This window comes from Pseudomonas helleri, from assembly GCF_001043025.1.
Taxonomy (GTDB): domain Bacteria; phylum Pseudomonadota; class Gammaproteobacteria; order Pseudomonadales; family Pseudomonadaceae; genus Aquipseudomonas; species Aquipseudomonas helleri.
In genome coordinates this window covers 201,120-219,406 of record NZ_JYLD01000011.1, presented here as the reverse complement: position 1 = coordinate 219,406, position 18,287 = coordinate 201,120, and the positions used below count along the sequence as shown (strand labels likewise).

The window sequence follows — 18,287 nt, the reverse complement described above, 5'->3', positions numbered from 1 at the left end:
TTCTTGACGACCATAGAGCATTGGAACCACCTGATCCCATCCCGAACTCAGCAGTGAAACGATGCATCGCCGATGGTAGTGTGGGGTTTCCCCATGTGAGAGTAGGTCATCGTCAAGATTAAATTCCAAAATCCCTGTCTGCTCACGCAGACAGGGATTTTGTTTTTGTGCTCGAAAAAACACTGATCATCGCCCCGCAACAAACAATCGATAAACCCAGCGAAACGTAAGCGTCCGGGCATCCCGTCTTGCGTAACTAAGCCGGTTGCCATCGATGCGGCAACAACTCCCCAATCTCACTCGCCCGCTGCGTCGGCAGGCGAGTAAGAACGTCTTTTAGATAAGCATACGTATCGTGGCCGTTGAGCTTGGCTGACTGGATCAAACTCATTAGCGCGGCAGCGCGTTGGCCACTGCGTAGAGAACCGGCGAACAGCCAGTTTTTTCTTCCAAGAGCCCAAGGTCGAATTTGCTGTTCGATATGGTTGTTGTCTATCGGCACCGTGCCGTCGTTGAGATAACGGCTCAACGCAGCCCATCGTTTTAGGCTGTAATCCAGCGCCTTGGTAATCCCCAAACCTTCATGCACAAGCTCGCGCTGGGCGATCATCCAGGCATGAAACGCGTCCATTAGGGGCGCTGCCTTTTCCTTACGTATTCGTCGCCGGACATCCGGTTCCAAATCGCGCACTTCGCGTTCAACTTCATACAACGCTGCGATGTATCGCAATGCTTGCTCGGCCAGCACGCTTTTTTTGGTGACGTGCAGATCGTAGAACTTACGGCGGGCGTGGGTCATGCAGCCGATTTCAGTGACGCCAAGTGCAAAACTGGCTTTGTAACCACCGTAATCGTCGCAGACCAACTTGCCTTTCCAGTCGCCAAGAAAGTTACGGGCATATTCGCCCGAGCGACCGGGGCTGAAGTCGTACACCACTGCACTGATCCCTGCGAACGCCGTCGTGGCATAGCCCCAAACATAAGCACGTTGTGTTTTCTTCTCGCCCGGCGCGAGCATCTGCACCGGGGTTTCATCGACATGCACCACGTTGTGCTCAAGCACGACCTCGCGCAGGGCATCGACCAGTGGCTGCAATTGCACGCCGCAAGCGCCGACCCAACTGGCCAGCGTTGAACGAGGAATCGCGAGACCGGCCCGCCCGAAGATTTGCTCCTGGCGGTACAACGGCAAATGATCGGCGTATTTCGCGATCATCACCTGGGCCAACAGCCCGACCGTCGGGATGCCTTTGTCGATGACCTGCGCCGGCACCGGCTCTTGAATCAAGGTTTCGCAGTTGTCACAGACCCATTTGCCACGAATATGCCGTTCAACGCTGAATACGCCTGGCGTGTAGTCGAGTTTTTCGCTGACGTCTTCGCCGATGAGCTTGAGGGCGCAGCCGCATTGGCATTGAGTGTTTTCTGGATCGTGATGAATCAACGTGCGTGGAAACTCGGCAGGCAATGCAGTGCGTTTGGGTTGCTGGCGGACTGCTGCTTGCGCTGGCTTTGGTGCCAGGATTTCAAGCTCTGCTTCGATGGCGGCCAGATCGGTCTCAATCAGATCGTCGAGCAAGCTGGCCTGATCAGGGCTGAACGACTCGGAGCGTTTGGCGAAGCGGTGGCGTTTGAGCAGGGCGATTTCGTGAATGAGTTGCTGGTTACGGGTCTTCTGATGAAGAACCTCTTTGTCGAGGCTCGCCAGTTGCGTATCTAGATGCTCAACGTGTGTGAGCAACTGCGCAGCGAGGCTGCGCAGTTGTTCAGTGTCGAGCTGATCGAGAGGAGGAGTAGGAATCATGGCGATGACTCTGCCCGATCTACTGATCGATGTATGTCATCCATTTCTCTTAATGGTTACGGATGGCTCCGTCAGACCCAAGCCATTGCCAGGGAAGGCCAACCACCAGAGCCTGTAATTGCTCAGGACTTAACTCCATTTGATCGCCATGCCGATTACTCGGCCAGGAGAATTTTCCTTGGTGTAGACGGCGTGCCGCCAGCCAAACGCCCAGGCCGTCGTGCACTAACACCTTCATGCGATTGCCTCGGCGATTGGCAAAGAGATAAGCACAGTGCGGCTGCGCCGCACCGAAGACAGACACGACTCGTGCGAGGGCTTTCTCGGTGCCGGAGCGCATATCCATCGGCTCGGTGGCCAGCCAAATTGTGTCGATGCGGATCACGAAGAAAGTCCACGGACAAAACGGACACATCCTTCGGGATCGGAAGACGGCCATTTAACCGTGATGATTTGCTCACCAAATGGCAGCTCGATGATTACCGATGACTCGGCCTGTCTTTTCGGGGCGACCTTTACCGGAACAAACGCCGCTAGGGTTGTGGCTGGTTGATCTCGAAAAAGTGGCAGCCACTTACGGATCACGTTGGCATTGATGCCGTGACTGATGGCCACGCTGGAAATGGAGGCGCCGGGTTGCAGGCATTGCTGGACAACCTGGGCTTTGAACGACTTGGGGTAAGAGCTTCGTTGGCGCATTTAAGGGCTATCGCGTCCGCTTAAAAATAGGTGGACACCATCGCCCTTAATTTGGGAGGTCGGTAGGTGTGTTCACCGTTCGCTTACAGCGAAACCCCCAAGTAGAACTGGACACCCCCCGCCCAGGCCCCCACGCGCTTGCAGCTTGCAGTTCAAATTCCAGACATAAAAAAACCACCGCTCAGGTGGTTTCTTTATATCCCGGCGTTCAGTCGCCGTAATAAATACATCCGCTGGTGCACGTTTCATGAATTCGAATGGCTGACAGTTCAGGAAGCAAGGGCTTGAGCTGTTGCCAAATCCACTTCGCCAAAACTTCGCTGGTTGGATTTTCCAAGCCAGGAATATCGTTCAAGTAGTTATGGTCGAGTTGCTCATACAGCGGCTTGAAAATCGCTTTGATTTCCGAGAAGTCGCGGATCCAGCCGGTTGCAGGATCAATGTCGCCACTCAAATGGATTGCAACCTTGAATGAATGCCCATGCAAACGACCGCATTTATGGCCTTCAGGGACGTAAGGCAACCGATGCGCGGATTCGAAGGTAAACTCTTTAAAAATTTCCACAGTGTTTATAGCTCTGAAAGGTGGCTATCGCCTGGGCGATGAATGCAGGGCGGCAGTTTAGCAGTTAACGCACGGCTAACGACAATCAAGCTCCAGGCCAACGGGCAGACAGACCTGCATATTCAGTTTCAATTAAGCCAACAACGCTATAGTCCGCATTTTTAACGTGGCATGCATCGGAGGTAAGTGATCACCGTGAATCAGTACGTTCGAGGTTGTGTTGCACTGCTGCTTTTTACGTTTTCCTGTTTGGTCTTCTCCCGGGACCTGGATCAGGACGAAGCGCTGCGTTTGCGAGAAAAAGGCGTCATCTTGCCCCTGGAGCAACTGCTTCAAAAGGCATTCCAGTATCACCCCAAGGCCAAGCTGCTCGAAGCGGAGCTGGAAGAGGATGATGACATGTATGTTTACGAAGTTGAGTTGCTGACTCAGGACGGTGTCGTCCGTGAACTCAAGCTGAATGCCGCAGATGGCCAGCTACTCAAAGATGAGGTTGATGATTAATGCGGTTGTTGCTGGTAGAAGACCATGTCCCCTTGGCTGACGAATTGATAACCGGGCTAACGCGCTTGGGGTATGCAGTGGATTGGCTGGCAGACGGCCGTGATGCCCTGTATCAGGGGCAAAGTGAGCCGTACGATTTGATTATTCTCGATCTGGGTTTGCCGGGTGTTCCCGGTATCGACGTCCTTAAACAATGGCGCACACAGGGGCTTGCCACGCCGGTGCTGATCCTGACCGCCCGCAGCTCATGGTCTGAGCGGATTGAAGGGCTCAAGGCCGGAGCCGATGATTACGTAACCAAACCCTTCCACCCTGAAGAGCTGCAACTGCGTGTACAAGCGCTGCTGCGCCGCTCTCATGGTCAGTCGAACCAGCCGTTGCTTAAATCCGCAGGGTTGCACCTGGACGAGTCGCGCCAATCTGTTACCCATGGCGAGAGTGAAGTGCAACTGACCGCTGCCGAGTTTCGCCTGTTGCGCTACTTTATGCTCCACCCCCAACAGATCCTCTCCAAAAGCCATTTGGCTGAGCATCTCTACGACGGTGAAACAGAACGCGACTCCAATGTGCTTGAGGTTCATGTGAACCATTTGCGGCGCAAGCTCGGCCGCTCTGTCATAGAAACCCGTCGCGGGCAGGGCTATATCTTCGGGTCTGGTGATCAGTGAAGTCCATTCAGCGGCGCTTGAGCATTGGCCTGATCAGTGTCTTGTTGCTATCGGGCCTGGTGGTGAGCCAGGTCAGCCTCTGGCTATTTGAAAATGGCCTTCAGCGATATTTAGAGTCTGGCCTGCAGATTGACAGCGAAAACCTGTTAGTCGCGCTTAGCCGTGGTCCTCTAGGCTTACAGCTGGATGAGCGACGCCTGTCGCCCGCTTATCAGCGTCCGTTTTCAGGGCATTATTTCAGCATCGAATTTGGCGACACACATTGGCGCTCGCGCTCACTGTGGGACGCACAATTACCCAGACCCAAGCAGCCCGGCCTGGACAGCACGCTTCAACCCGGCCCGGAAGGCCAGATGTTGCTGCTCCTGCGCAGCGATTACCTGCGCTTTGGCCAGCCTGTTTCCATCACAGTGGCTCAGGACTACACGCCGATACGAGAAAGCTTCAAGCAAGTGCAGAGAATTGGTCTGGGCATTGGCATCGTTGCGCTCATGGTCATCTTGCTCATGCAGCGGCTCACCGTCCGTCGAGCACTGCGGCCACTGGAAACCGCGCGCAAACAAATCGTGCAATTGCAATCAGGTCAACGCTCACAGCTGGACACCCAGGTTCCCCTTGAACTTGAGCCTTTGGTCACACAGATAAACCACCTGTTGAGCCACACTGAAGACACCTTAAAGCGCTCGCGAAATGCCCTGGGCAACTTGGGGCATGCCTTAAAAACGCCTCTGGCGGTCTTATACAGCTTGGTCAATGACCCGCAATTTGAGCACTACCCTCAGTTGCAACAAAGCCTGCGCGAGCAACTGGAGCATATTCAACAGCGGATGAGTCGCGAGCTCAATCGCGCCCGGCTGGCCGGTGATGCCTTGCCGGGTGCCCAGTTTGACGGCGATGCAGAACTGCCTGCCTTAATGTCCACGCTGGGCATGATTCATGGCAATCACCTGCACCTGGCGTTAAATGCCTCACCCGGGCTGCAGATGCCTTGGGACCGTGAAGACATGCTCGAATTGCTCGGCAACCTATTGGATAACGCCTGTAAATGGGCCGACTCCCAGGTTGAACTGAGTGTTCAGCAAAACCCGAATGGATTTGTCATAGAGGTCCAGGACGATGGTCCCGGTATTCCTGAGTCCGAGCGTGATCAGGTCTTCAGTCGTGGCGCTCGTTTGGACGAACAAGTCAGCGGCCATGGCCTGGGCTTGGGCATCGTGCGCGATATTGTGGAGGCATGGGGAGGGGAGATGAGGCTTGAAACCGGACCGCTGGGCGGCTTGTCAGTGATCATCGAACTGCAAAAGCGTAAACGTTAAGAGGCGCCAGCGGCTCAGGCCAACAGGCGCCTCTCGGCTGTCACGTCACACGCGGAACTGATCCATCAGGTTTTGTTGCTGGTTCGCCAGCGAGTTCAGCGACTGACTTACCCGTGCCGACTCATTGGCCTGCCCGGACAACGACTCGGTGACATCACGAATTGTGGCCACGTTGTGGTTAATCTCTTCGGCCACGGCACTTTGTTCTTCTGCGGCACTGGCAATCTGCAAGTTCATGTCAGTAATGACTGTCACCGCCTCGCCGATTTGCTGCAGAGCAGTGACCGCTTGTCCCACTTGCTCGACGCTGCCCTGAGCCTGACGATGACTGTTGCCCATGGACGACACGACATCTTGGGTGCCCACTTGAAGTTGCTCGATCACTTGGCGAGTTTCTTCGACCGACTCCTGAGTCCGTCGCGCCAGGTTACGCACTTCGTCTGCCACCACGGCAAATCCACGGCCTGCTTCACCGGCACGTGCTGCCTCAATCGCCGCATTCAGGGCGAGCAAGTTGGTTTGCTCGGCAATGGCGCGGATCACTTCCAGTACAGAACCAATTTTCTCGCTGTTGGCCGCCAACCCTTCCACTTGCACCATTGCCTCGCTCATGTCTGCGGCCAAGTGGTCGATGCTGTTGGTTGTGCGATCGATAATGGTCAAGCCCTCTCGCGTCGCCTGATCGGCATCACGTGCGGCTTGCGCGGCCTGTGCAGCACTGCGGGCGACGTCCTGCGCCGTGGCGCTCATTTCATGAGATGCCGTGGCCACCTGATCCACCTGGCGGTATTGCTGCTCCATGCCTGCGCTGGTCTGGGTCGCAATCGCCGCCGACTGGTCAGCGGTGCTGCGAGCGTCCTGCACGGAGCGTTTAACCTCGGCAATGATCGGTTGCAGTTTGTCGAGGAAGCGGTTGAACCAGCCCGCCAATTGGCCCAGCTCATCTTTTTTGTCGTACTCCAGACGGCGCGTCAGGTCGCCTTCGCCACTGGCAATGTCCTCCAGCATGCGCGCAACACCCAGTATCGGGCGAGTCACGCTGCGCGCCATCAACCATACCAACAGCAAACCGATGATCGCCGCCAGCGAACCCAGCCCCAACTCAATCAGAGTGCCGGTGGTATCGCGCGCCTCCAGGTCGGCCTGAAGCACCTGTGCCGGCCCCACCAGAACCTTTTCAGGCACATCGAGCAAGACGCCCCAGGGTTTGCTGCCAGGAATCGGCAAAAACGGCGTCAGCACTTTCAAGCGTTGATGGCTGCGGATGCTCTCGGTCTGATCCGCGCTGTTCATCAACTCTGTCAGCTTGGCACCGTCATCGGGGTCGACCTGATTCAGGCGCAGGCTGAGCTTGCTGGCATCCGCGCTGAAACCGGACAGCAAGCCTGCCGAGGTGATGATGCCGACGTTGGTTTGCCCGTCGTACAGTTTTTTGCTGGCCTGCACACTCATGGCCTGCAGGCTGTTGAGGTTGATATCAACGGAGAGCGAAGCGATCACCTTGCCATCGACCATCAGCGGGAAAACGATGCTGGTCATCAGCACCCGTTGCCCGTCAATGTCATAAAAGTAAGGTTCGATAATGCACGGTTTTAGCGTCGCACGCGGGCAGGTAAACCATGAGTTATTGGCCTGACCGCTCGGTCCGATACTGGTGTCGGACATATCGGTTTCAGGCAGCGCCATTGAAGTCAGCTTGCCGGGTGTCGGCTGTGACCAATAAAGGGCAAAGCGACCCTTGTCGTTGCTGCCCAGTACGGGTTGATGCTCAAACAACTTGTCTTTGCCATCCAGTGCGTTGGCTTCAAACACCAGCGACAGGCCGAGCAAGTCAGGGTTGGCCTGCAATGCCGCTTTTACTTGGTGAGTCAGGTCCTCACGCAGGTCGAAGGCATCCAGAAAGCGCTTTTCAGATTGCTCACGCAAAAACAGGACTTGGCGGGCAAAGCCGTTTCCATATTGGTAGGCGTCCATGAATTGGCGGCTAATGGCTTGGGCCTGCGCCTCACCCTGAGCTTCAATACGCGCTTGGGCTGACTCATTGAGCATTTTTGCGCTTGAGGCTTCTACCAGGCTGGAGGTGTACTCCATGCGGTAGAGAGAAAGTCCTACCAGCAGGGCAACAATACCCACAAGGCAAAGGCCGGCGAGCAAGGTGATTTTCCACTGTATGGAAAGCTGTCTGAGCGACATGGAGACATCCTAAAAAGAGGCTTTTACCCTTAGCGGCCATTTGACACATTTCTTTACGACAAAAAGCGAAATTTCATGTTAAAAAATTGCGCTAAAGCCCTGTAAATACTAGGGATAAATTGCTTTTTCAGTGGTCTGGCGATCGCTTCTGGCCTGCGCTTTGACAAGGCGACGATGCTCCTGCAAAGTGTGCGCCCTCAAATAAGCCCTCCTTTCCAAATCCGGCGACTGGAACAGCAGTCTATTGCCCGGAGTTTTCCGCTTTACGGTGTTTTTATCGTGGTGCGTACTATGAGGTTGTAACTATGAATGCAGTAATTGCCGCGGTCGGCATCATGTTGGTGCTCAGTCTGTCCCGTGTGCATGTGGTCATCGCACTGATTGTGGGTGCGGTGGTAGGCGGGTTGGTGGGCGGCCTGAGCATCGAGGCCACGCTTGAGGCGTTCAACAGCGGCTTGGGCGGCGGAGCCACTGTGGCGTTGTCTTACGCCTTGCTGGGCGCTTTCGCAGTGGCGATCGCCAAGTCCGGGCTGGCTCATGCCCTGGCCGACAGAGCCTTGGCGATGGTCAACAAGCAGCAGGCTGTCGGCGGCAATAGGGTCAAATGGCTATTGATCGGGTTACTGCTGGTGGTTGCGATTTGCTCGCAGAACATCTTGCCGATTCATATCGCTTTCATCCCGCTGTTGGTGCCGCCTTTGCTGTATGTGCTGACCAAACTGAAGATCGACCGCCGCCTGGTTGCCTGTGTCATGACCTTTGGCTTGATCACGCCGTACATGTTCCTGCCGGTTGGTTTTGGCAATATTTTCCTCAACCAGATTCTGCTCGCCAACGTCAGCAAAAGTGGCGTTGATATCAGCCAGGTCAATGTCACCCACGCCATGGCTATCCCTGCGCTGGGCATGCTGGTTGGCCTGCTGGTGGCGGTGTTCATCAGCTACCGCAAAAAGCGTGAATATGACCTGGCCAAGATCGAGCAGGTTGAACAGACCGCGATCAACTACAACCCGTTGACCCTGCTGGTGGCCGGGGTCGCGATTGCGTCCGCGTTCATCATTCAGCTGTGGCTGGGTTCGATGATTATCGGCGCCCTGGTCGGTTTTCTGATTTTCTCGGTGTCCGGGATTGTGCGTTGGCGCGAGACCGACGACCTGTTCACCGAAGGCATGAAAATGATGGCCATGATCGGTTTCATCATGATCGCCGCCTCAGGCTTTGCAGAAGTCATGAAGGCCACGGGCGAGGTGAAATCACTGGTTGAAGCCTCGGCGGGCTGGATCAATCACAGCCAGGGCGTAGGCGCGCTGCTCATGCTGCTGGTCGGGTTGCTGGTGACCATGGGGATTGGTTCTTCATTTTCGACGGTGCCTATTCTGGCCGCGATCTTCGTACCGCTTTGCGTGCAACTGGGTTTTAGCCCGATGGCGATTGTGTGCATCGTCGGTACGGCAGGCGCGTTGGGGGATGCCGGTTCGCCAGCGTCGGACTCTACCTTGGGCCCGACCTCCGGTTTGAACATCGACGGCCAGCATCACCACATCTGGGACACCGTGGTGCCGACCTTTTTGCATTACAACCTGCCACTGCTGGCCTTCGGCTGGGCCGCCGCGATGATCCTCTAAGGCCGTCTCAGGCCTTCAGGGCAACTCAATCCGGCCGCTCTCGAAAGGGACGGTCGGCCAATCGCCTGCCGCCCAGCGGGCTCTTGCCCGCTCAATCAACTCGCGGTCGCTGGCAACGAAATTCCAGTTCATGCGCCGCGGCCCATCGAGCGGCGCTCCGCCAATCAGCACCGCGTGGCAATCGCTGTCTGCGCTCAGGGTCAGTGCTTCACCCGCCGGCAGCAGTACCAGGCTGTGTGGCTCCAGTGTTTGGCCTTCCAGCTGCATGTCGCCTTGCAACACATACAGCGCCCGCTCCTGATGTTCATCAGGGATCAACAGGGTGGTGGCTGTTTGCATATGGATTTCGGCATACACCGTCGGTGAAAGCACCGGCACCGGCGACTCCAGGCAAAAGCCTGTCCCGGCAATCATTCGTACGCGGACCCCCAGGCTATCGCTCACGGGCAGGCTGTCGGCCGGGTGATGGCTATACGAACCTGCGCCTTGCTCGTGTTCTTTAGGCGACGCCAGCCACACTTGCAGGCCGTGCAAGGTCGAGCCCTGCTCGCGTAGCGGGGCGGGGGTACGCTCAATATGGGCAATCGCGGCGCCTGCGGTCATCCAGCTGACTTCGCCAGGCCCGACCAACTGGTCTGAGCCCAAACTGTCTTTGTGCTGCAATTGGCCTTCAAACAGGTAAGTCAGGGTCGAAAGGCCAATGTGCGGATGCTGTTGGATATTCATGCCGTACCCAGGCGGGTAATTGGTCACCAACATGTGATCGAAAAAAACAAACGGCCCGACACTGCGGCTTTTGGCTGAAGGCAGCGGGCGCAAGATCGGCTGGCCCTCGACGTCTTCGGCGCGCGGGTGAATCACGGTGAATGTCGGCATGGGCCCATCCAGGCAATAAAGGGAGCGTTGAGCATAACCCAACGCTCACCAGGCCCGCATTACTGGCTGAAAGCGCCTTCTGACAAGTGCGTTTCGATGGTGACGTCAGCGGTGGTCATCAGCTTGTGCACCGGGCACTTGTCGGCGACCTTATGCAGCTCTTCGCGCTGTTGGTCGGTCAGTACGCCCTTGAGGGTCAGTTTCACGTGCAGCGCGTATTTGCCTTGTTGCTCTTCGCTGGCATCGTGCTTGACCTCAACAGTCACCCCGGTAAGCGGAATGTCTTTCTTTTGCGCATAGAGCTTGAGCGTCAATGCTTTGCAGGCGCCCAGCGCGGCGTCGAAATAATCGTGCGGAGACGGAGCTGAACCCTCGCCACCGATCGCTTTGGGAACATCAGTAAACACTTCGTAATCGTCGATTTTAATGCTGTGACGAAAACCTTCGTGGGACACGGTGTTGACGGTAACGGTCATGGCAAACCTCAGAGTGGAGTGATAAAGGTCCTGATCTTTATAGAGCACTGCACCGGGTTGTACGTTCCATCGGGCAAAAAAAATGCCCCGACCAGGTCGGGGCATTTTCAGTGAGCGGGGGAGGCCTTACTTGCCTTCCCAGCGCTTCAGAACCAGGGTGGCGTTAGTGCCGCCGAAGCCGAAGCTGTTGCTCATCACGGTGTTGATCGTTGCATCTTCACGGGTTTTGGTCAGCACTGGCATATCGGCAACCGCCGGGTCCAGTTCATCAATGTTGGCGGAGCCCGCAATGAAGTTGCCTTCCATCATCAGCATGCAGTAGATCGCTTCGTGAACGCCTGCGGCGCCCAGGGAGTGACCCGACAGGCTCTTGGTCGAGCTGATAGGCGGTGCCTTGTCTGCGAAGACTTCGCGAATGCCTTTCATCTCTGCCACGTCGCCAACCGGAGTCGATGTGCCGTGGGTGTTGATGTAATCGATCGGTGCATCGACCGTCGACATTGCCATCTGCATGCAGCGGATAGCGCCTTCGCCGCTCGGAGCAACCATGTCATAGCCGTCAGACGTTGCGCCGTAGCCAACGATTTCAGCGTAGATTTTGGCGCCACGGGCCAGAGCGTGTTCCAGCTCTTCGACCACGACCATACCGCCACCGCCAGCGATGACGAAACCGTCACGGTCGGCGTCGTAGGCACGGGAAGCTTGCTCAGGGGTGTCATTGCGCTTGCTGGACAGCGCGCCCATTGCGTCGAACAGGAACGACTGGCTCCAGTGCTCCTCTTCACCGCCACCGGCGAAAACGATGTCCTGCTTGCCCATCTGGATCTGTTCCATGGCGTGACCGATGCAGTGAGCACTGGTGGCGCAAGCAGAAGCGATGGAGTAGTTCAGGCCCTTGATCTTGAACGGTGTCGCCAGGCAAGCGGACACGGTGCTGCTCATGGTCCGCGTTACACGGTATGGGCCGACACGTTTAACGCCTTTTTCGCGCAGGATGTCCAGTGCTTCCATCTGGTTCAGGGTCGACGCACCACCGGAACCGGCGATCAGGCCAGTACGCGGGTTGGAGACTTGCTCCTCGGTCAGGCCCGAATCAGTGATGGCGTCTTTCATGGCCAGGTAGGCGTAAGCCGCTGCATGGCCAACAAAGCGATAAATCTTGCGATCGATCAGCTCTTCGAGGTTCAGGTCGATGGAGCCGGAAACCTGGCTACGCAGACCCATTTCGGCGTATTCCGGGTTGAAGCGGATGCCAGGGCGACTAGCACGCAGGTTAGCGGAGACGGTCTCTTTGTCATTGCCCAGGCACGAAACAATGCCCAGACCAGTGATAACGACGCGGCGCATGCGGATAACCCTTAAAAGTTGTCAGTTGAAGTGAACACGCCGACCCGGAGGCCTTCAGCGGTATAAATCTCGCGACCGTCGACAGTCACCGAACCATCGGCAATGGCCAGGTTCAGCTTGCCCTTGAGGACGCGTTTAATGTGAATGTTGTAGGTGACTTTCTTGGCGGTCGGCAAAACCTGGCCAAAGAACTTCACTTCGCCCGAACCCAGGGCACGACCGCGGCCCGGCAAACCCTGCCAGCCCAGGTAAAAGCCAACCAGCTGCCACATGGCGTCGAGGCCCAGGCAGCCCGGCATCACCGGATCGCCTTCAAAGTGGCAGGCAAAAAACCACAGGTCTGGAGTGATATCCAGCTCGGCGACCAATTCACCTTTGCCGTACTTGCCGCCTTCTTCACTGATATGGGTAATGCGATCCACCATCAGCATGTTAGGGGCGGGCAGTTGCGCGTTACCTGGGCCGAACAGTTCGCCGCGGCTACAGCGCAGCAGATCTTCCCGAGTAAAGGCGTTTTGTTTGGTCATGCGAGCTCCTCAATAATCCCATGCGGCAGGGTGGGGCAAATCTTCCCGACCAACCGAAACATGTTGCCTCAGTTCGCCAGCCTACACATAGACTATTGCGTTGTAGTGAAAGTCACAGCGCAAAGGACAGGAATGTACACTTGTGCACTGAAAATTTAAATCGGGCCGGTTCAGGGGCCCATTCGGGTGCCTAAGACTGCCGCACTTTTGCATTTTACGCCAGTCGCAGGTGGCTCTTTAGCCACAAGTTACTGGACCCAGCACTGCAGAATTTGTTCCAGATCGGTTCGTTTGAACGGCTTTGCAAGGTAATCGTTCATACCGGCTTGCAGGCAGTTTTCCCTGTCTCCCTGTAAGGCGTTGGCGGTCAACGCGATAATGGGCACCGTCCTGCAGCCTGCCAATTGGCGAATTTGCCGGGTGGCCTCATAGCCATCAATGATGGGAAGACGGCAGTCCATCAAAATCGCCACATAGTCTTCGGTATTGGCCTGGTGAATGGCTTGTGCGCCATCACTGACCACGCACACTTCGTAGCCAAGGCTTCGCAGGGTGGCTTCGATGACCGTCTGATTGACCGGATTATCCTCCACCAACAGCACTTTGCCGCCGTGGCCCATGGGCGGTTGTGCAGCCAGCGCCGGCGGTTGGCTCAGGGTCACGGGTTGGTGCAGCTCCAGCGGAATTTCCAGGGTGAACACTGAACCTTGGCCTTCCTCACTCTTGGCGCGCAACGTACCGCCCATGCGCTCAGCCAGCGTGCGAGCGATGGGCAGGCCCAGGCCGGTGCCACCATAACGCCGGGATATCGAACTGTCCGCTTGCTGGAAGGCGTCAAACATGGATTCAAGTTTTTCGTTGCTGATCCCGATGCCGCTGTCGCGCACTGTGCAAGTAAACCAAATCAACTGGTGATCCAGCGGCTGCCATTTAGCTTCAATGCTGACGTTGCCGCGCTCGGTAAATTTCAATGCATTGCCAATCAGGTTGACCAGAATTTGCCGTATCCGGGTCGGATCGCCCAGGACGTGCAAGGCCGACAAGCCCTCAGGCAGTGTCAGTTGCAGCAGCAAACCCCGCTGGCCTGCACTGAACTGGAACGTTTGTGCGCAGTTATCGATCAAATCCAGTAAGTTGAACGCAATGTGCTCAAGTTCCAGCGTCGAGCGTTCGATCCTCGAGAAGTCGAGAATGTCATTGATCACCTTCAACAAGTGCTCAGTAGACGCCGAGGCAAGGTCTGCGTACTCCTTTTGCTCTTCAGTCATCTCGGTGGTTTCGAGCAGTTGCAGCATTCCCAGCACGCCATTCATGGGCGTGCGCAACTCATGGCTCATCATCGCCAAAAATTCAGTTTTAGCGCGGTTGGCGCTCTCGGCTTCTTCGCGCGCCTGAGTCAATTGCGTTATAGCCGTCTGCTGCTCACGGCTGGCCTGTTCAAGGCCCGAGGCCAGATTATTGATGTGTTGGGCCAGGCTGCCCAGTTCGCCATCGTCAACCACCGGCAGGGGAGCCTTGTAATCACCGTGCTGGATGGCCTTGACGGTTTTGCTCATGTCGCTGATGGGCTTGGACAGGTTCGCCGCCAGGCGCCGTGCCAAGAGGAAGGTAAAACCCAGGGCAAAGAGCGCAAGAATCACCGCTTTGAGCAGGATCTCTTGTTGGCGCTTGCTGAATGCATCGTTGGACATACCCACCAGCACGCGGCCCAGGTAATCCTCTTCTGGCGCAGAGGCTTGCAGGTTGTTGCGTAAAAACACATCGCCTGAGTGGCCTCTCTGCCAGCGCACTGGCGCCTGAAAAACCTCAAATTTGGCCCCTTGTGATGGGGAAAACGCCGCTTTTTCAGCGCGAGCCAGCGTCTTGCCGGCACTGTCCTGGATCTGCACAAACTCAACGTGGGGGGTGTTCAGCGAGGCGGTAATCAGGCTTTGCAGGATCACCGCATTACCGGTAATGACCCCATATTCACTGGCCGGGGCCAATTGGTTGGCAATCAACTGACCGGTGTAGTTCAGCTCCTGGCGCAAGTCCTGGATCCGTACACAGGTGAAAAAACTGATCAGCAGCAGGGTGATCAATAAAGCTGGGCCCAGACTCATCATCTGCGTGCGGGTGTGAATATCCCAGCGACTACGTGTCGTCATGAATGATGAATCCCTTCAGTTGTGCTTCTCAGCGACCTTCAGAGCGGCATGGTAACTGAGCTGTCACACTTTGACAGTCAGGGCCGCCTATTTATCGGGCTTTAAGTGGTCAAAACGACGGGCAGGGTGCGCTTCAAAGCAACGGCGCCAGAGCGATGCGCTATGGGGCTGGTCGCAGGGCTGGCGGCCCGTATAATGCGAGCATTGCCACTGTTAGATGGAAGACGGGATTGCATATGACTGAACAGCACGCTATTGCGGTCTTGGGAGGCGGTAGTTTTGGCACCGCCGTGGCCAACTTGCTGGCAGAAAACGGTCACCGTGTGCACCAGTGGATGCGCGACCCCGAGCAAGCCGAGGCGATGCGCCTCAATCGAGAAAACCCGCGCTACCTCAAAGGCATCAAAATTCACCCGGGTGTCGAGCCGGTCACCGACCTGCAAGCCACGCTGCAGAGCTGCCAATTGTGCTTTGTGGCGCTTCCTTCCAGCGCGTTGCGCAGCGTGCTGGCGCCCCACGCCGAGCGTTTGAGCGGCAAAATGCTGGTCAGCCTGACCAAGGGCATCGAAGCCCACAGTTTTAAACTGATGAGCGAAATCCTCGAAGAGATCGCCCCTCAAGCCCGCATCGGCGTGTTGTCCGGCCCCAACCTGGCCCGTGAAGTGGCAGAACATGCATTGACCGCCACCGTGGTGGCCAGCGCTGATGAAGCACTCTGCACCCAGGTGCAGAGCGCCTTGCACGGGCGTACCTTCCGCGTCTATGCCAGCGCCGACCGCTTCGGTGTAGAGCTGGGCGGGGCGTTGAAAAACGTCTACGCCATCATCGCCGGCATGGCGGTGGCGCTGGGCATGGGGGAAAACACCAAAAGTATGTTGATTACCCGTGCTTTGGCAGAAATGACTCGTTTTGCTGTCAGCCAAGGCGCTAATCCGATGACTTTTCTCGGCTTGGCGGGTGTAGGCGATTTGATCGTGACCTGTTCATCGCCCAAAAGCCGCAACTATCAGGTCGGGTATGCGTTGGGGCAGGGGCTGAGCCTGGAAGACGCGGTCGCCCGTTTGGGCGAAGTGGCCGAGGGCGTGAATACCCTCAAGGTGCTCAAGGCCAAAGCGCAGGAACTGAACGTTTACATGCCGTTGGTGGCCGGGCTGCATGCCATTCTGTTTGAAGGCCGTACGCTCAACCAAGTGATCGAACTGTTGATGCGCGCAGAACCCAAGACCGATGTCGACTTTATCTCCACCAGTGGTTTCAACTGATCAGCACAGGAGCAGCACATGAGTGACAGCAATAACGCCCCCAAGTACGAATCCATCGTGATACGCGTGCTGTGGATGCTGGTTTTTCTATTGGTCTGGCAAGTCGCGCAATTGGTGCTCGGCGGCCTGGTGCTGGTGCAATTGATTTATCGCCTGGTCTACGGCGCCCCCAATGGCTGTCTGATGAACTTTGGTGACAGCCTGAGCCTTTATCTTGCCCAGATCGGGCGCTTTGGCAGTTTTCACACCGAGCAAAAGCCTTGGCCTTTTGCTGACTGGCCAGCACCGCGTGCGCCAGAAGGTGAAGCCCCTTACGTCGCCCCTTCGAACGGCACCGAGACCAAGCCATGAAGCTGTGGATTTTGCGTCACGGCGAAGCTCAGCCTCACGCCCGACGTGATGCCGAACGCGAACTCACCGCCCATGGTCGTGATCAAGTGCTCTACAGCGCCGCACACTTGATCGGCAAACCCCTGGAGCGCATTTTGGTCAGCCCGTACGTACGGGCTCAGCAAACCGCTGAGTTGGTGCGCGAGGCCCTGGGGTTTACCGGTGAGTTCATCACCGTGCCGTGGCTGACCCCAGAAAGCGAGCCCAAGTTCGCCGCCAGCAAGCTGCCAGACAGTGGCAATGTATTGTTGGTCAGCCATCAGCCTTTCGTGGGTGAGCTGATCAGCCTGTTGCAGCACGGTCATGTGCGTCAGCCGCAGCCGATGCACACCGCCAGCCTGGCGGAGCTCGAAGGGGAGTGGCCGCTGGCCGGCAGCATGACCTTGCTGAGTGTGCATAACCCCCGGTAGGCAAACACCCGTTGTAGCAACAGTTGCAGAATCAGGTCTGTGTGAAAGATAGTTGGGCTCAGGTTGTCGAAAAATCCTACGACAAAATGACAGCCATCACTCACAGAGCAAGGAATGACCCATGAGTTTGTGGACCACCCAGCCGGACCTCGCGCACCTCAACGAGATGCGTAAAAACACCATCTGCGACGTGCTCGACATTACCTTTGATGCCTACGATGACCAGTCGATCACCGCGAGCATGGTGGTGGATCACCGCACTCATCAACCGTTCGGCTTGTTGCATGGCGGGGCTTCGGTGGTCCTGGCCGAAACCCTCGGTTCGATGGCCAGCTACCTGTGCATAGACACCAAAAAGTTCTATTGCGTAGGTCTGGAGGTCAACGCCAACCACCTGCGCGGCGTGCGTAGCGGGCGGGTGAGTGCGGTGGCAAAGCCGGTTCATATGGGGCGCACCACCCACGTCTGGGACATTCGCCTGACCGACGACAACGGCAAACTCAACTGCATTTCGCGACTGACCATCGCCGTCGTCCCGCTGGGCGAAACACCTCCAGCGCGCTGATTCGGCACAGTAATGGCCGTTGTGTCGCCTTTCATGGCGCATACAGTCGTTGTTGTGAGGAATATTCCTACAGACAATAAGGCGTACTTCCTATGTATGGACGCCTTGTATGTCTCGGCAGATTTTCTTCGCCCATGCCAATGGATTCCCCTCAGGCACCTACGGCAAATTGTTTGACGCCCTGGCGCCGGACTTCAGCGTTGCGCGTTTGCCGCAGCACGGGCACGACCCGCGGTTCCCGGTGGACAATAATTGGCGCAATCTGGTCGATGAGCTGATTTATCACCTGCAACAACAAGACGAACCGGTGCTCGGCGTCGGCCATTCGCTGGGCGGCATGTTGCACCTGCACGCCGCGTTACGCTGCCCGCATTTGTACAAAGGCGTGGTCATGCTGGATTCCCCGGTGCTGACAGTGGCCGATCAATGGATGATTCGTGCCGCCAAGCGTTTTGGTTTCATCGACCGCCTCACCCCGGCAGGTCGTACCCTGGGGCGCCGTGAAGAGTTTGCTGACCGCGCAGCTGCACGGGAATACTTCGCGGGCAAGGCATTGTTTCGCAGCTTCGATCCCGATTGTTTTGATGCCTACCTCGAGCATGGCCTGCAAGCCGTTGATGACCGCTTGCGCCTGAGCTTTGATCCGGCCACTGAAATCAACATCTACCGCGGTGTTCCCCACACCAGTCCCGGACGTATCCTGCAATTGCAGGTGCCTTTAACCGTGGTGCGCGGGCAAGACAGCCGCGTGGTCATGCGCCATCATGCCCGCGCCGTGGCGCGTTTGCCCCTCGGTGAGTCGCTGAGCGTGCCGGGCGGGCACATGTTCCCGCTGGAGCAACCGCAAGAAACCGCCCACCTGCTCAAACACATTTTTGCCCGCTGGGAACTGCGTCAACCCGGCCTCTAAAGA

At 56.8% G+C, this 18,287-nt stretch carries 19 protein-coding genes and 1 rRNA gene; 10 read left to right on the top strand and 10 right to left on the bottom strand.

Going from position 1 to position 18,287, the window contains the following annotated elements; all coding sequences use genetic code 11:
* Positions 1-2: 2 nt before the first annotated feature.
* Positions 3-118, top strand: a 5S ribosomal RNA gene (rrf, locus tag TU84_RS18705).
* 138 nt (positions 119-256) lie between these two features.
* On the opposite strand, the gene tnpC is transcribed toward rrf, so the two are convergent.
* The 4 genes from tnpC to queD form a co-directional block, all read right to left on the bottom strand.
* Positions 257-1,804 carry an IS66 family transposase gene (gene tnpC, locus TU84_RS18700; RefSeq protein WP_048371621.1) on the bottom strand — a complete coding sequence of 516 codons (1,548 nt, stop codon included), beginning with the start codon at positions 1,802-1,804 and terminating at the stop codon, positions 257-259.
* A gap of 49 nt (positions 1,805-1,853) precedes the next feature.
* A complete protein-coding gene (gene tnpB, locus TU84_RS18695) occupies positions 1,854-2,189 on the bottom strand; it encodes an IS66 family insertion sequence element accessory protein TnpB (RefSeq protein ID WP_048371619.1) in 336 nt (111 codons plus the stop codon).
* Positions 2,186-2,503: an IS66-like element accessory protein TnpA gene (gene tnpA / locus TU84_RS25690; RefSeq protein ID WP_082148756.1), complete on the bottom strand. Its 318-nt coding sequence runs from the start codon at positions 2,501-2,503 to the stop codon at positions 2,186-2,188. Before tnpA ends, tnpB begins: the two co-directional genes overlap by 4 nt.
* A gap of 208 nt (positions 2,504-2,711) precedes the next feature.
* Positions 2,712-3,068, bottom strand: coding sequence for a 6-carboxytetrahydropterin synthase QueD (gene queD / locus TU84_RS18690; protein WP_048386287.1), 357 nt, complete (start codon positions 3,066-3,068; stop codon positions 2,712-2,714).
* Between the two features lie 186 nt (positions 3,069-3,254).
* Here queD and TU84_RS18685 point away from each other — a divergent pair, with 186 nt between their 5' ends.
* The 3 genes from TU84_RS18685 to TU84_RS18675 are packed head-to-tail and all read left to right on the top strand — an operon-like array spanning position 3,255 to position 5,556.
* The gene (locus TU84_RS18685; RefSeq protein ID WP_407729029.1) at positions 3,255-3,572 is read left to right on the top strand and encodes a PepSY domain-containing protein; all 318 of its coding nucleotides are present in this window, start codon (positions 3,255-3,257) and stop codon (positions 3,570-3,572) included.
* The gene (locus tag TU84_RS18680; RefSeq protein WP_048371615.1) at positions 3,572-4,240 is read left to right on the top strand and encodes a response regulator transcription factor; all 669 of its coding nucleotides are present in this window, start codon (positions 3,572-3,574) and stop codon (positions 4,238-4,240) included. Before TU84_RS18685 ends, TU84_RS18680 begins: the two co-directional genes overlap by 1 nt.
* On the top strand, positions 4,237-5,556 hold the full coding sequence (locus TU84_RS18675) for an ATP-binding protein (protein WP_048371613.1): 1,320 nt from the start codon (positions 4,237-4,239) through the stop codon (positions 5,554-5,556). Before TU84_RS18680 ends, TU84_RS18675 begins: the two co-directional genes overlap by 4 nt.
* Before the next feature lie 45 nt (positions 5,557-5,601).
* Here the strand turns inward: TU84_RS18675 and TU84_RS26835 are convergent, their stop codons facing one another.
* Positions 5,602-7,749, bottom strand: coding sequence for a methyl-accepting chemotaxis protein (locus tag TU84_RS26835; protein WP_048371611.1), 2,148 nt, complete (start codon positions 7,747-7,749; stop codon positions 5,602-5,604).
* Positions 7,750-8,054: 305 nt separating this feature from the next.
* Between TU84_RS26835 and TU84_RS18665 the strand changes: the two genes are divergently transcribed.
* Entirely contained in the window at positions 8,055-9,374 is a 1,320-nt protein-coding gene (locus tag TU84_RS18665) for a Na+/H+ antiporter family protein (RefSeq protein WP_048371609.1), read from the top strand.
* Positions 9,375-9,389: 15 nt separating this feature from the next.
* On the opposite strand, the gene TU84_RS18660 is transcribed toward TU84_RS18665, so the two are convergent.
* The 5 genes from TU84_RS18660 to TU84_RS18640 form a co-directional block, all read right to left on the bottom strand.
* Complete coding sequence (locus TU84_RS18660; RefSeq protein ID WP_048371607.1) at positions 9,390-10,250, bottom strand: pirin family protein; 861 nt, start codon at positions 10,248-10,250, stop codon at positions 9,390-9,392.
* Between the two features lie 59 nt (positions 10,251-10,309).
* Positions 10,310-10,726, bottom strand: a complete 417-nt coding sequence (locus tag TU84_RS18655) for an OsmC family protein (protein ID WP_048371605.1) — start codon at positions 10,724-10,726, stop codon at positions 10,310-10,312.
* A gap of 126 nt (positions 10,727-10,852) precedes the next feature.
* Positions 10,853-12,073, bottom strand: coding sequence for a beta-ketoacyl-ACP synthase I (gene fabB, locus TU84_RS18650; protein ID WP_048371603.1), 1,221 nt, complete (start codon positions 12,071-12,073; stop codon positions 10,853-10,855).
* An 11-nt stretch (positions 12,074-12,084) separates the two neighbouring features.
* Entirely contained in the window at positions 12,085-12,600 is a 516-nt protein-coding gene (gene fabA, locus TU84_RS18645; protein ID WP_032859207.1) for a 3-hydroxyacyl-[acyl-carrier-protein] dehydratase FabA, read from the bottom strand.
* 248 nt (positions 12,601-12,848) lie between these two features.
* Positions 12,849-14,747, bottom strand: coding sequence for an ATP-binding protein (locus TU84_RS18640; RefSeq protein ID WP_048371601.1), 1,899 nt, complete (start codon positions 14,745-14,747; stop codon positions 12,849-12,851).
* Positions 14,748-14,983: 236 nt separating this feature from the next.
* On the opposite strand from TU84_RS18640, the gene TU84_RS18635 reads away from it, so the two are divergent.
* The 5 genes from TU84_RS18635 (at position 14,984) to TU84_RS18615 (ending at position 18,284) form a co-directional block, all read left to right on the top strand.
* Positions 14,984-16,009, top strand: coding sequence for an NAD(P)H-dependent glycerol-3-phosphate dehydrogenase (locus TU84_RS18635; RefSeq protein WP_048371600.1), 1,026 nt, complete (start codon positions 14,984-14,986; stop codon positions 16,007-16,009).
* 18 nt (positions 16,010-16,027) lie between these two features.
* The gene (locus TU84_RS18630; protein ID WP_048371599.1) at positions 16,028-16,360 is read left to right on the top strand and encodes a DUF4389 domain-containing protein; all 333 of its coding nucleotides are present in this window, start codon (positions 16,028-16,030) and stop codon (positions 16,358-16,360) included.
* Entirely contained in the window at positions 16,357-16,809 is a 453-nt protein-coding gene (sixA, locus tag TU84_RS18625) for a phosphohistidine phosphatase SixA (protein ID WP_048371597.1), read from the top strand. Before TU84_RS18630 ends, sixA begins: the two co-directional genes overlap by 4 nt.
* Positions 16,810-16,930: 121 nt before the next feature.
* Positions 16,931-17,374 carry a hotdog fold thioesterase gene (locus TU84_RS18620; RefSeq protein WP_048371594.1) on the top strand — a complete coding sequence of 148 codons (444 nt, stop codon included), beginning with the start codon at positions 16,931-16,933 and terminating at the stop codon, positions 17,372-17,374.
* A 109-nt stretch (positions 17,375-17,483) separates the two neighbouring features.
* Positions 17,484-18,284 carry an alpha/beta fold hydrolase gene (locus TU84_RS18615; RefSeq protein WP_048371593.1) on the top strand — a complete coding sequence of 267 codons (801 nt, stop codon included), beginning with the start codon at positions 17,484-17,486 and terminating at the stop codon, positions 18,282-18,284.
* The last annotated feature ends 3 nt before the right edge of the window (positions 18,285-18,287 follow it).

Excerpts from the sequence above, each read along its gene's own strand:
- tnpC (WP_048371621.1), bottom strand. The coding sequence starts at position 1,804 with ATGATTCCTACTCCTCCTCTCGATCAGCTCGACACTGAACAACTGCGC.
- tnpA (WP_082148756.1), bottom strand. The coding sequence starts at position 2,503 with ATGCGCCAACGAAGCTCTTACCCCAAGTCGTTCAAAGCCCAGGTTGTC.
- TU84_RS18680 (WP_048371615.1), top strand. The coding sequence starts at position 3,572 with ATGCGGTTGTTGCTGGTAGAAGACCATGTCCCCTTGGCTGACGAATTG.
- TU84_RS26835 (WP_048371611.1), bottom strand. The coding sequence starts at position 7,749 with ATGTCGCTCAGACAGCTTTCCATACAGTGGAAAATCACCTTGCTCGCC.
- TU84_RS18665 (WP_048371609.1), top strand. The coding sequence starts at position 8,055 with ATGAATGCAGTAATTGCCGCGGTCGGCATCATGTTGGTGCTCAGTCTG.
- TU84_RS18660 (WP_048371607.1), bottom strand. The coding sequence starts at position 10,250 with ATGCCGACATTCACCGTGATTCACCCGCGCGCCGAAGACGTCGAGGGC.
- TU84_RS18655 (WP_048371605.1), bottom strand. The coding sequence starts at position 10,726 with ATGACCGTTACCGTCAACACCGTGTCCCACGAAGGTTTTCGTCACAGC.
- fabB (WP_048371603.1), bottom strand. The coding sequence starts at position 12,073 with ATGCGCCGCGTCGTTATCACTGGTCTGGGCATTGTTTCGTGCCTGGGC.
- fabA (WP_032859207.1), bottom strand. The coding sequence starts at position 12,600 with ATGACCAAACAAAACGCCTTTACTCGGGAAGATCTGCTGCGCTGTAGC.
- TU84_RS18640 (WP_048371601.1), bottom strand. The coding sequence starts at position 14,747 with ATGACGACACGTAGTCGCTGGGATATTCACACCCGCACGCAGATGATG.
- TU84_RS18635 (WP_048371600.1), top strand. The coding sequence starts at position 14,984 with ATGACTGAACAGCACGCTATTGCGGTCTTGGGAGGCGGTAGTTTTGGC.
- TU84_RS18630 (WP_048371599.1), top strand. The coding sequence starts at position 16,028 with ATGAGTGACAGCAATAACGCCCCCAAGTACGAATCCATCGTGATACGC.
- sixA (WP_048371597.1), top strand. The coding sequence starts at position 16,357 with ATGAAGCTGTGGATTTTGCGTCACGGCGAAGCTCAGCCTCACGCCCGA.
- TU84_RS18620 (WP_048371594.1), top strand. The coding sequence starts at position 16,931 with ATGAGTTTGTGGACCACCCAGCCGGACCTCGCGCACCTCAACGAGATG.
- TU84_RS18615 (WP_048371593.1), top strand. The coding sequence starts at position 17,484 with ATGTCTCGGCAGATTTTCTTCGCCCATGCCAATGGATTCCCCTCAGGC.